14 protein-coding genes and 2 pseudogenes are annotated in these 11,304 nt (G+C 41.7%); all 16 read left to right on the plus strand.

Annotated elements, in window-relative coordinates; translation table 11 throughout:
* Nucleotides 1-95 (plus strand): annotated as a pseudogene (locus BLT18_RS18600) (enoyl-CoA hydratase/isomerase family protein); the annotation flags it as partial.
* Nucleotides 96-230: 135 nt separating this feature from the next.
* Nucleotides 231-680, plus strand: coding sequence for an acyl-CoA thioesterase (locus BLT18_RS17480; protein WP_091276961.1), 450 nt, complete (start codon nt 231-233; stop codon nt 678-680).
* 75 nt (nt 681-755) lie between these two features.
* On the plus strand, nt 756-1,634 hold the full coding sequence (locus BLT18_RS17485; RefSeq protein WP_091276963.1) for a PaaX family transcriptional regulator: 879 nt from the start codon (nt 756-758) through the stop codon (nt 1,632-1,634).
* Nucleotides 1,635-1,649: 15 nt separating this feature from the next.
* A complete protein-coding gene (locus BLT18_RS17490; protein ID WP_091276965.1) occupies nt 1,650-2,426 on the plus strand; it encodes an enoyl-CoA hydratase-related protein in 777 nt (258 codons plus the stop codon).
* A gap of 15 nt (nt 2,427-2,441) precedes the next feature.
* Nucleotides 2,442-3,422: an NAD(P)H-dependent flavin oxidoreductase gene (locus BLT18_RS17495; RefSeq protein ID WP_091276968.1), complete on the plus strand. Its 981-nt coding sequence runs from the start codon at nt 2,442-2,444 to the stop codon at nt 3,420-3,422.
* A 30-nt stretch (nt 3,423-3,452) separates the two neighbouring features.
* On the plus strand, nt 3,453-4,220 hold the full coding sequence (locus tag BLT18_RS17500) for an enoyl-CoA hydratase/isomerase family protein (RefSeq protein ID WP_091276971.1): 768 nt from the start codon (nt 3,453-3,455) through the stop codon (nt 4,218-4,220).
* 15 nt (nt 4,221-4,235) lie between these two features.
* The gene (locus BLT18_RS17505) at nt 4,236-5,213 is read left to right on the plus strand and encodes an MBL fold metallo-hydrolase (protein WP_091276972.1); all 978 of its coding nucleotides are present in this window, start codon (nt 4,236-4,238) and stop codon (nt 5,211-5,213) included.
* 492 nt (nt 5,214-5,705) lie between these two features.
* A complete protein-coding gene (locus tag BLT18_RS17510; RefSeq protein WP_407639938.1) occupies nt 5,706-6,623 on the plus strand; it encodes a Phenylacetic acid catabolic protein in 918 nt (305 codons plus the stop codon).
* Between the two features lie 11 nt (nt 6,624-6,634).
* Entirely contained in the window at nt 6,635-6,958 is a 324-nt protein-coding gene (locus BLT18_RS17515) for a metal-sulfur cluster assembly factor (protein ID WP_091276988.1), read from the plus strand.
* Nucleotides 6,955-7,182 carry a hypothetical protein gene (locus tag BLT18_RS17520; RefSeq protein ID WP_091276976.1) on the plus strand — a complete coding sequence of 76 codons (228 nt, stop codon included), beginning with the start codon at nt 6,955-6,957 and terminating at the stop codon, nt 7,180-7,182. Before BLT18_RS17515 ends, BLT18_RS17520 begins: the two co-directional genes overlap by 4 nt.
* Nucleotides 7,183-7,824: a Phenylacetic acid catabolic protein gene (locus tag BLT18_RS17525; RefSeq protein WP_091276979.1), complete on the plus strand. Its 642-nt coding sequence runs from the start codon at nt 7,183-7,185 to the stop codon at nt 7,822-7,824.
* Complete coding sequence (locus BLT18_RS18870; RefSeq protein WP_456061446.1) at nt 7,814-7,960, plus strand: PaaD-like zinc ribbon domain-containing protein; 147 nt, start codon at nt 7,814-7,816, stop codon at nt 7,958-7,960. Before BLT18_RS17525 ends, BLT18_RS18870 begins: the two co-directional genes overlap by 11 nt.
* Before the next feature lie 24 nt (nt 7,961-7,984).
* Nucleotides 7,985-8,848: a 3-hydroxyacyl-CoA dehydrogenase NAD-binding domain-containing protein gene (locus tag BLT18_RS17530; RefSeq protein WP_091276981.1), complete on the plus strand. Its 864-nt coding sequence runs from the start codon at nt 7,985-7,987 to the stop codon at nt 8,846-8,848.
* Complete coding sequence (locus BLT18_RS17535; RefSeq protein WP_091276983.1) at nt 8,841-9,575, plus strand: 3-hydroxyacyl-CoA dehydrogenase family protein; 735 nt, start codon at nt 8,841-8,843, stop codon at nt 9,573-9,575. Before BLT18_RS17530 ends, BLT18_RS17535 begins: the two co-directional genes overlap by 8 nt.
* A gap of 48 nt (nt 9,576-9,623) precedes the next feature.
* The gene (locus BLT18_RS17540; RefSeq protein ID WP_091276986.1) at nt 9,624-11,132 is read left to right on the plus strand and encodes an aldehyde dehydrogenase family protein; all 1,509 of its coding nucleotides are present in this window, start codon (nt 9,624-9,626) and stop codon (nt 11,130-11,132) included.
* A gap of 47 nt (nt 11,133-11,179) precedes the next feature.
* A pseudogene (locus tag BLT18_RS18605) lies at nt 11,180-11,304 on the plus strand (enoyl-CoA hydratase/isomerase family protein); the annotation flags it as partial.

An 11,304-nucleotide genomic window follows, 5' to 3' on the forward strand; every position in this document is an offset into this window, starting at 1 on the left:
GGGAGCTGCAAAACCTATTGTTCCGCTCCGATGATGCGCAAGAAGGTCTCAGTGCTTTCTTAGACAAGCGTGAAGCAAACTGGAGTGGAAAATAAAAGAGAAGATAGGAAAAGAATGGCGGTATCGGCCTTCCGGTATCGCCATTTTCTGCAACAGCAATAAAACCCACAAACATATCTATGGATCGGCAAGGTTTTGGAGAGACGAATAATAAGGAGGGGGAAGCAATCGTGCGCAGTAATGAACTAGATGTTCTCATTAATTGGGGCGACACGGATATGGCGGGTATCGTTTATTATCCAAATTATTTTAAGTGGTTTGATATTGCCGGCCATCAATTTTTTCGAAGCTGTCAATTATCTCCTCTTACTCTCGAAAAAGAAAGAGGAGTTATTTTACCAATGATAGATGTTCGCTGCACCTTTGAAAAACCATTGTATTATGATGATGTTATAACAATTGAAACGACAGTTAGTGAAGTGAACAGGAAAACGATAAAATTGGCTCACGAAGTGTATCGCGGAAAAGAAAGAACGGGTTTTGGCTATGAATTGAGAGGCTGGGTTGAAAAAACAGATACAGGTATTCAGGCTGTTCCAATACCAGATGAGATACGCCGTATTCTTGAAGAAGATGTTCATACAACATCCCAAGAAGTTAAGCCTATGTATAATGCATAATAACCCTTAATCCTCTATAATAAATATATATTTTATAACCAAGACATTATTAATGTATCAACGGACGGTGAAAAAATGAAACCTAGATCGCTACTATTTACGTTATACGGGGAATATGTTCAATATTATGGAGGAGAAGCATGGGTTGGAAGCCTCATACAATTTATGAAACGCTTCGGTATTTCAGAATCTTCGGTGCGAGGCGCCATTTTGCGCATGGTACAAAAAGACTTAATGCAAGTGCGCAAAATTGGTAATAAGAGCTATTATTCGTTTACTGCTGAAGGGAAAAGGCAAATTGATGACGGGGTAGAAAGGGTGTACAGCATACGCCGGTCTGAATGGGATGGTATGTGGCGTATCCTTACTTACTCTTTTCCGGAATCAAAACGGGAACTTCGCAACGAAGTACGGAAAGAACTGACTTGGACAGGGTTTGGAGCTATCTCCAATAGTACCTGGGTTAGTCCTAATCCACTGGAAAGTCGCGTGCTGGAGTTAATGGAGCGGTATCAGCTGCAAGACTACATTACGCTGTTCAGTTCGTCGGAAGTGTTGTCTCATGCTAATGAAGACATCGTAAATAAAGGCTGGGATTTACAGCAAATATCCAAGGAATACGAGCAGTTTATTGAAAAATATCAAAAAATATTTGACGAACTTAGTGAAAAAGCCTTTCAAAACACACTAACTGATGAGGAATGTTTTATTGAGAGAACAAAAATTGTTCACGAGTATCGGAAGTTTTTGTTTCAAGATCCTGGTTTTCCTAATGAATTGCTGCCAGCTAACTGGACAGGAACAGCTGCAAGAGAGCTTTTTTGGAACATACACCAGCTCATTTCCATTCCAGCGGTACGCTTTTTTGAATCTTTATATGAACCAGCTCCAGATAGTCAGGTTGAGCCCGCGCGACATAAAGCAGTGAATCCATTTGACAAAATCCAAGTATAAAAATGAGGGATGCATATGAGCAAAGTTGTACTGGAAAGGGAAGGTCATTTAGGGGTTATCACAATTAACCGTCCAGACAGGCTAAACTGTTTTGACTACGAAACACTAGCGCAGCTTGATGATTTAGTGGAAGAAATCAAACTGGACCGCGATATACGAGCCGTTATTATTACGGGAGCTGGAGAAAAAGCATTCAGTGCCGGTGCTGACTTAAAAGAACGCCGAACATTAAATGAAAAAGAAGTTCGCAGGAATGTGCAAAAAATCCGCGATGTGTTTACTGCTATAGAAAACCTGCCGCAGCCAACTATTGCTGCTTTGAATGGGTATGCCTTAGGCGGTGGATTAGAATTAGCGTTGGTTTGTGATTTCCGTTATGCTGTGGAAACAGCTCAGCTTGGATTAACAGAAGTAAGCTGGGCAATCATACCAGGGGCCGGGGGCACACAGCGCCTTTCACGCCTGATAGGTCCCTCACGTGCCAAAGAATTAATTTTAACAGCACGGCGTATCAGTGCAGCACAAGCAGAGGAGATTGGTGTAGTCAATCAAGTAGTACCGTCAGAAGATCTGCTTGTGCGTGCTAAAGAACTGGCAGATGAGATCATGAAAAACGGACCGCTGGCAGTTATACAAGCCAAATATGCAATTAATCAAGGATTAAACACTGACGTCCAAACTGGATTGGCTATTGAATCGAAAGCATATGAGGTAATTATCCCTACAGAAGATAGAGTAGAAGCATTACAAGCTTTTAAAGAAAAACGCCCGGCAGATTTTAAAGGAAAATAAAAAGGGTGACATAGAATGGAATTAAAAAGCCGAATAACGGAACAATTAGCAATTGATTATCCGATTATAGAGGGCGGTATGGCTCATATCGGTGATGGACGGTTAGCGGCGGCTGTTACAAACGCGGGTGGTCTTGGACAAGTAGCAGCATCGGGCTTTTCTCCCAGGCGCTTCCGTGAACAAATTGATATTGCAGCCCAAGCGGCGAATGGTTCGCTCGGAGTCAATGTTCCTATTGGAACGTCGTTTAACTATCAGGCATATTTTGAGATCATTCGTGAGAAAAAAGACGTGCTTTCAGCAGTTAGTTTGTCATCTGGAGATCCAAGAGGACACACGCAAATGCTAAAAGAGCTGGGCTTAACAGTAATGGTAGTCGTCGCATCCGTCAGACAAGCCGTTGTAGCCGAAGAAGCTGGCGCTGATATCATTATTTGTGAAGGGTTTGAGGCAGGCGGGCGAAACAGTCCGATGGAATTAACGCTATTTACATTAATACCTTCTATTTCTAAACATGTATCTTTGCCTGTCATTGCAGCAGGCGGCATTTCGAATGGGAAAGCGATGCTGGGTGCTTTTGCGCTTGGTGCTGAAGGTGTACAAGTAGGAACGCGCTTCATTGCAACAGAAGAATGCGCGGCTCATGAAACGTATAAACGCTCATTAGTAGAAGCGAAAGATGAACAGTCAACGGTGATAGAGCGAAGCATTGGCAGTGTGAACCGTGTATTGATGAGTCCATATGTACAAGAAGTGCAAAAACGGGAGGAGAAAAGACTGCCGTTCTACGATCTTTTTACTTATATTAACGGCCAGCGAAATCGTATAGCAGCTATCCAGGGAGACATGGAAAATGGCTGGGTTCATGCAGGACAAGGCATTGGGGCGATAGGAAGTATTACTAGCGTCCAAAACGTTATAGATGAATATATACAAGATATGAAGCAGGCTGCTAAGCAGTTAGACGATAACACGGCCCTGCTGATGAAAACATAGCAAGTGTTAAGCAATAAAGGAGGAAGAACAATGTCATTTGAGACAATAAGTTTGCGTGTAGAGGACAGCGTAGCTTTTTTAACAATGCAACGTGGAAGTGTAAATATTTTAAATATTCAAATGATGGAAGAGATGGCAAATGCATTAGAATCCGTAAAAGAACGCAATGATATTCATGCGTTGATCATTCAAGCAGAAGGGAAGGCATTCTCAGCTGGAGTTGCTGTGGAAGACCATGTAGGAAAATGGACAGAGCCAATGATTTTTGCTTTTCATAAATTGTTTCATTTGTTAGGAAGCATCCCTTGTCCAACTATCGGAGCTGTAGAAGGTGCTGCTATTGGCGGTGGTTGCGAACTTGCTTCATTTTGTGACATTACGATTGCGGCAGAGAGTAGTAAATTCGGCCAGCCTGAAATTAATTTAGGTTTATTTCCGCCAGTTTCAGCTGCTTATTTCCCATGGTTGATGGGATATAATCGAACAATGGAGCTGTTGTTAACGGGAAAAACACTATCAGCTGAAGAGGCAAAAGAATTTGGATTAATTAATAGCGTTGTTCCGGCAGGTCAGGTAAGAGAATCTGTCGAGGAATTATTAAATGACTTAAAAAATAAAAGCCGCAGTGCTTTGAAGCTGACGAAACAAGCAGTTCGTGCTTCTATGGGAACATCTATGTCAGGAGCAATTGCCGAAGTGGAACAAATCTATTTGCAGAATCTCATGAAAACCGATGATGCAAAAGAGGGATTGGATGCGTTCATGGAAAAGCGCCAGCCCGTTTGGTCCCACACTTAAGGGGGAGATAATAATATGAATCTCGTAAAAATAGAAGGGGGAGGTTATCGAGTTGGCATACCGATACCTTTCCCTATGAAGTATGTGTACTGTTATTTATTTCCACAAAAAGATGGGTATGTCATTATCGACACAGGAATAAACGATCAACAAGCTCGACAAGCGTGGGAAGGAGTGTTTGAACATACAGCTATTTCTCCGCCAGCTGTCAAAACAATCTACCTCACGCATTTTCACCCTGATCACGCTGGGTTAGCAGGATGGCTTCAACAAAAAACAGGTGCAGACGTGTATATTCATAAGCTCGATAAAATTATGATGCAGCGGGTTTGGGGAGAGGAAAGCACACAATCTCTCCAGATTAAAGACATGATAGAAGAACACGGCGTACCACAGAAGCTTTCTAAAAAGATCAAGGAACATATGGACAAGCTGCTTCATAAGGTACGCCCTTTGCCTGACATGAAGGAAATGCCCGAACAAGTGGAGTTTGCTGAACGTTCGTGGCAGGTGATTCATACTCCAGGTCACAGTGATGGGTTAGTATGTTTTTATGATTCTGGTCAAAAAATATTATTATCGGCCGATTTTATTTTAGATCCAATCACTCCAAACATCAGTGTCTGGCCAGGTGCAAGCCAAAAACCATTAGAGGACTACCTTGAGTCACTTCGATTTCTTCAAACGATTTCTGTTGACATAGCCTATACGGCTCACGGTGACCCAATCAGCCACGTCAAACAGCGCAGTGAAGAAATTGCCATGCATCATAAACGCAGGTTATCAACGATAAAAAATTTATCCGCGGACAGGAATGCATATGAAATAGCCCAAAAATTGTTTGAGCATAGGGAGTTAAATCCTCATCAATGGCGGTTTGCTATGGCAGAAACTATAGCTCACCTTAATTATTTGGAAAATAAACGAGAGATAAAAAAACGTGATGATAAAAATGGGATATACAGGTATGAACCAGTCACTATCCGTTCTTAGCGGTCATGGAGATTACTTTCCATGATCGTTTTTTATATTGAGAAGAAAAGCCTAAATTTCAGCGGCATGGATGACTGGCCGATGTTGTTCATACATTGAGGAAATCAGCATACGTGCAACGAAGTGATGCACGGGTTCTCAGGGGGGAAGGCCGTTCGGCTTTTTTACAGAATGTATCTTTTACAGGCGGATAAGGCTTCTATGCCCGAAACGGAGTGTATCGCTCTTGGAAGCAGTTCTTTTGCCTTAGCTGCCTTTTCTTCTTTGAGGATGCTGAATCGAAAAGATACGGAAGATATTAATTAAAAAAACTGCTGTGACGCTATTTTTTCACTGTCTTAGAATGATTAAATTAAAAATTTAAAATGTTCGTCAGAAAAACGTAATATATTATTGACATTACGCTTTATATGGTTTATATTATCTTATAAATACGATAAACAAAAAAACGTAATAAAAGGAGTGCTGGTAGTGAGTGAAACGAATGTGTTGATGGAGAAGGTGCAAGATGGTTTCGTAGTTGAACGAAATGAGGATATGAATGAAGAATATCAACGTGCACTAAAGCAAACATTGACAATCGTAGGGGATACAGAGCTGTTAAGTGTGCCGCCTTTATTAACCGTTTACAATGAAGCACCAAACTTAAATTATAAAATCACTGCACTGGCTGTTATGCAGGACGAAATTGGACACGCTCATATCGCGTACCGCCTGCTGGAAGAATTAGGTGTAGATACTGATGAATTATTATACGACCGTCCAGCAAACAGATGGAAAAATCCTTATGCATTTGACTTTAAATTAAACAATTGGATTGAATTAGGTGTATTTAATGGCTTGTTTGACCGGGCAGGCTATACGCTTTTAGGTGATGCATATGAAAGTACTTCTTACGGTCCGTGGAAACGCGCCCTTGTAAAAGTTGATAAAGAAGAACTGTTCCACTTGCGCAACGGCGAAATCATTATGAAAGCCGGGATGAAAAAACCTGAAACAGCTAAACAAGTGCAAGAAGCAGTAGATTGGATGTTCTTAATGGGATTAGAATTCTTTGGTGTAGCGGATAACTTAAAGAGCCGTTCTGCGCAGCTCGATTACAGATTAAAAGGACATACAAATGATGAGCTTAGACAAAAATGGATGTCCACAGCTGTTCCGTTTTGTGAATCTATCGGAGTCGACGTGCCTGCTCATTACGATGAAGAACAAGGAAAATACGTTCTTGACGTTCCATTCCCATGCAAGTTCGATGTGGAGAACCGTAAATGGTTGACGGATCAGCCAGACACGTGGGATGGCGTTATCGAACGATTTAAAGAACGGGGACCGGAAAACGAAGAGTTCGTACACTGCATCCAAAAAGGAGCAAAAGAAATGGAGGCAATGCGTCAAGAGGAGGTGTCTTAATAGTGGAGACAATGGTCAATCAAAGCGAGGTAACGAAGTACTGGAATGCATTAAAAGAGGTCATGGATCCGGAGTTTCCCATCAGCGTAGTGGATATGGGATTAATCAGAAAAATAGAAAAAGGTGAAAATGACTGCGTTTATGTAACCATGACATACACATCAACAGGATGTGCATGCATGATTTGGATTGAAAGTGATATTAAAGACAGGCTGCTAGAAGAAGATGACGTGGCAGATGTAGCGATTGAAGTAGTTTGGGATCCGCCTTGGACTGTAAACGATATGACAGAGGAAGGAAGGAACAAAGTGAAGCATTGGGGGGTGAGTTCATGAGTGAAACAGGAAGTGAGAACTATGTGTTGTTTACCCGGATTAAGCGAGGAGACGATTTGACACAAGTGGGCACATTAAGAGCTCCTAGTGATGAACTTGCTAAACTGTATGCTAAACAGATATATGATGAAGAAGATTGGGTAGAGATGCACGTAGTAAAAAAATCAAATTTGATTCCGGTTCGGCTGCCAGAAGGATTATTAGAAAAGGAAGGAGTGAAGTAAATGGCAGACAAACAATCCAATCCTTTAGTTACTGTAGCAGAAACGATAGCGGACAATAAATTTATCATGGGCGATAAATTGGTCGAGGTTGGAGTGAGCGGTCCTACCTTGGAAGCTTCCTTATCATCCATTTCGATGGCGCAAGGGGAGTTGGGGCATGCACGTTTACTGTACCGCTGGTCTTATGAAGTGCAAGGACTGCGTGCGGGAAAGATTGATGTAAAAGAGCAAACAGGAAAAGCTTTTTCACAAATTGTAAACGCCTCCAACTGGGTGGACTTGATTGCAGGCTTATATGTGAATAATGTTGCAATTGATTTGGTTCTAAAAGAACTCATGAAAAACAAAAAAGAAGAATTAAATGCACAGTTTGACAAAATGTTGAATGAGCAAGAAGAACATCTTATTTATGCAGAAGACTGGAGCCATCAATTGATAAATGACAAAGGTGCGATTCCAAAACGGTTTGAAGCCCAAGTAGATGAAGCGGCACGTGCAGCAGCAAAGTGGCTTGATGAGGTGCAAAACGACGAACATTTGCAGGGAAGTGGTGCTGTCTCTAAAAATAGTGATTTGCCTGGCCAGTTTAACACTGTTATTAATAAGCTTCCTCTAGACAGGAATGTTACTTATGTCGGTTAAATCACAAGCGGTTTGTTGTTCGTTTTGTTCTTCTGAAGACGTGACAAAGATCTCATCTTTTGGAACTGCTCAACTGGTCCGGCAATATTATTGCAACCATTGTCGAAGTGTTTTTGAATATATTCGCTGGCAGTAAACACACGTGGAAAAGGGTGTCGACATGTCTATCAATTCAGTAAACAACATCGCTGTTATTGGATCTGGAACAATGGGAGTGGGGATTGCTCAAGTATTTGTACAAAACGGCTTTTCGACGGTGTTGTATGACATAAATGAAGAGCAGGTTCTACGGGCAAAACAGCAGATAGAAAAGCGGCTGAACCGTCTGGTGGAAAAAGGAAAAATGTCGGCGGAAGTGCGGGAAACAGCGCAAGATAAATTGTATGCTACGACGACAATAGATGACGTAAGCACGGCTGATCTGGTCATTGAAGCTGCTCCTGAAAAGCTGGAAATTAAAAGCTCCATCTTTCAGCAGGTCGAAGAGATTTGTAAAGACGATGCGCTGTTTGCAACCAATACATCATCGCTTTCTATTACGGAAATTCAAGCCGGTTTAGAACGTCCTGAAAAGTTGGCAGGTCTTCATTTCTTCAACCCTGCCCCACTCATGCCGCTTGTAGAAGTGGTACAAGGACTTCACACGGCAAATGCAGTGACAGAAACATTGCAGGAGCTGGCAGAACGTATGGAGAAAGTACCTGTCTTGTGCCGTGATACTCCAGGGTTTATTGTTAACCGGGTGGCTCGTCCATTTTATAATGAAGCATTGCGCATTTTAAACGATAATGTTGCGAGTGTCGAACAAATAGACAGAATCATGAAAAAATCCGGAAATTTCAAAATGGGGCCTTTTGAATTGCAAGATTTAATCGGTATAGACATAAATTTTGCCACCACCACGACTGTTCATAACAGTTTTCATGGGGAGAGTCGTTTTCGCCCGCAGCACTTCCAAGAACGAATGGTTCAGGCTGGTCGTTTAGGCCGCAAGACAAAAGGAGGTTTTTACGACTATGAGTGATATCAGCATTGTAGGGAGTAATCGTATTGCAGAAGCTGTAGCTTCCATGTGGGAGAACGTTTCCATAAACGATAAAGAAAAGTTAAAACAAGCTGATCTCATTATCGAAACGGAAAATATAGACAAAGAACAAAAGAAAAAAAACCTCCGTGACATTGAAAGATATGGATCTTCTTCTGCGGCTGTTTTAACCACGTCGATGCGTTTTACAGCAACAGAAATTGCATCATGGCTTCAAGAGCCTGAAAGAGTTGTTGGTTTTGCAGCATTTTCCAATGTCAACGACACATCGCTGCTGGAGATAGCGCCAGCTCTGCAGTGTGAATCACAGTATACAGAAGTGGTAAAGAAGAAATTGCAGGAAGCCGGCAAGGACGTTGAAGTAGTCGAAGATGAAGTTGGTTTAGTGTTTGCCCGCATTTTATCCATGATTATTAATGAAGCAGCGTTTACGTTAATGGAGAAAACGGCAAATCCCGGTGATATCGATACAGCTATGAAAGAAGGAACAAATTATCCGCATGGCCCCTTGGAATGGGCAGAACAATTAGGCATTGATGATGTTTATGCGGTGTTATCAGGGCTTTATGAACAGCTTGGAGAAGAACGTTACCGCCCAGCGCCTCTTCTTCGAAAGTTAGTGCATGCTGGCTGGACAGGAAGGGAGACAGGCAAAGGCTTTTATTACTATGAAAATCGTAACGTGCAAAAAGAGTTGGCACATTAGGCAATATCAATAAAATCTTGGTTATTACAAACATAGGAGGATGGCAAGATGTCAGAAACAGCAACTCCAGAAAAGATTATTAAAGATTCTTATCCGTTGCTAATCAATGGTGAATACTCGGACAGCACGAATAACGCTACGTTTGACACTCATAACCCAGCGACTGGAGAAATTTTGGCTAAGGTAGCAAAAGCAACAACAGAGGATGTTGATCGAGCAGTTGATGCTGCAAGAGCCGCATTTGAAAAAGGGAAATGGCCAAGACAAACTGCCGCAAAAAGAGCACGCCTCTTAAACAAAATTGCTTCTATTATGCGCAGCCGTTTTAATACGCTGGTCGAAGCAGAAGTGTTAAACAGCGGAAAAACGGTGGCAGCTGCACAGGGACAAGTTTCTCAAGCTATTGAAGACTTTGAATTTTATGCTGGCGCTATATCTACTTACGGCGGAAGTACAAATCCTATGCCAAACGGTTTTTTCAACTATACGCAAAAAGAGCCTGTTGGTGTGTGTGCACAAATTATTCCTTGGAACTATCCATTAATGATGGCTGCCTGGAAAATTGCTCCAGCACTAGCAGCTGGCTGCACGATTGTGTTAAAGCCAGCAAGTTACACACCAATTACCGCTTATATGCTTGCTGATATTTGCTATGAAGCAGGTCTTCCTGAAGGGGTATTAAATGTAGTTACTGGCAGTGGCTCAGAGATCGGCCCTTATTTAACAGAACATCCTAATGTAGACAAAGTTGCCTTCACTGGTGAAACTGATACTGGTAAAGATATTATGTCAAAAGCATCCGACACGTTAAAACGCGTGACGCTTGAACTGGGCGGAAAATCACCAAGTATTGTGTGTGAAGATTGTGATCTTGAAGGAGCCGTGGATGGTTCATTATTTGGTATATTCTATAACTCTGGCCAGTCATGTGAGGCAAGATCACGAGTGTTTATCCATGAAGATATTTACGACCGCTTTGTTGAACGCTTTATTGAAAAAGCGAAGAAAATCAATGTAGGCGATCCGTTTGATAGCAGCACTCATATGGGGGCATTAATTTCTAAGAGTCACGAAGAAACGGTGGATAGTTATGTGAAGTTAGCACAAGAAGAGGGAGGTGAAGTCCTGCTTGGAGGGAAAAGACCAGAGGGCGACGAATTTAAAAATGGTTATTGGTATTCGCCTACCATTATCGGAAACGTCACAAATGACATGAGAATTGCTCAGGAAGAAGTATTTGGACCCGTTGTTGTGCTGATGAAGTACAAAGATGAACAAGAAGTGTTAGAAAGAGCAAATGACACTATTTTTGGCCTTGGTTCAGCTGTTTGGACAAAGGATCACGGAAAAGCACATCGATTGGCGTCTGGGCTTCGAGCGGGAATTGTTATGGTAAACAATCCAATCTCTGCTTTCCCTGGTGCACCATTTGGCGGTTATAAACAATCCGGTTTTGGACGTGAATTAAGTGCAGAGACACTGGACTTGTATTCAGAAACGAAGAGTGTGGTCTCTTATATCGGTGAAAAGCCGCTAAATATCCTAGGCATTAAATAATATTGTTTTTTCATAAATAAAAAATTATACTTTTAGGAGGAATAAAAATGAGTGTAACAACAGAAAAGAAAACACTTACAGTTAAAAAGGCAAATGGAATCGCGGAGGTACACATTCACGTCAACAAATCAAATTCGTATGATTTGGAATATTACAAAGAGTTAAATGCAGC

It is taken from the genome of Alteribacillus persepolensis, assembly GCF_900099605.1.
In the GTDB taxonomy this organism is placed as follows: domain Bacteria; phylum Bacillota; class Bacilli; order Bacillales; family Marinococcaceae; genus Alteribacillus; species Alteribacillus persepolensis.

Bases quoted from the DNA above. Each gene is read 5' to 3' on its own strand.
- BLT18_RS17520 (WP_091276976.1), top strand. From the start codon at position 6,955: ATGAGTGAAACAGGAAGTGAGAACTATGTGTTGTTTACCCGGATTAAG.
- BLT18_RS17495 (WP_091276968.1), top strand. From the start codon at position 2,442: ATGGAATTAAAAAGCCGAATAACGGAACAATTAGCAATTGATTATCCG.
- BLT18_RS17530 (WP_091276981.1), top strand. From the start codon at position 7,985: ATGTCTATCAATTCAGTAAACAACATCGCTGTTATTGGATCTGGAACA.
- BLT18_RS17525 (WP_091276979.1), top strand. From the start codon at position 7,183: ATGGCAGACAAACAATCCAATCCTTTAGTTACTGTAGCAGAAACGATA.
- BLT18_RS17500 (WP_091276971.1), top strand. From the start codon at position 3,453: ATGTCATTTGAGACAATAAGTTTGCGTGTAGAGGACAGCGTAGCTTTT.
- BLT18_RS18870 (WP_456061446.1), top strand. From the start codon at position 7,814: ATGTCGGTTAAATCACAAGCGGTTTGTTGTTCGTTTTGTTCTTCTGAA.
- BLT18_RS17510 (WP_407639938.1), top strand. From the start codon at position 5,706: ATGGAGAAGGTGCAAGATGGTTTCGTAGTTGAACGAAATGAGGATATG.
- BLT18_RS17505 (WP_091276972.1), top strand. From the start codon at position 4,236: ATGAATCTCGTAAAAATAGAAGGGGGAGGTTATCGAGTTGGCATACCG.
- BLT18_RS17490 (WP_091276965.1), top strand. From the start codon at position 1,650: ATGAGCAAAGTTGTACTGGAAAGGGAAGGTCATTTAGGGGTTATCACA.
- BLT18_RS17540 (WP_091276986.1), top strand. From the start codon at position 9,624: ATGTCAGAAACAGCAACTCCAGAAAAGATTATTAAAGATTCTTATCCG.
- BLT18_RS17535 (WP_091276983.1), top strand. From the start codon at position 8,841: ATGAGTGATATCAGCATTGTAGGGAGTAATCGTATTGCAGAAGCTGTA.
- BLT18_RS17515 (WP_091276988.1), top strand. From the start codon at position 6,635: ATGGTCAATCAAAGCGAGGTAACGAAGTACTGGAATGCATTAAAAGAG.
- BLT18_RS17485 (WP_091276963.1), top strand. From the start codon at position 756: ATGAAACCTAGATCGCTACTATTTACGTTATACGGGGAATATGTTCAA.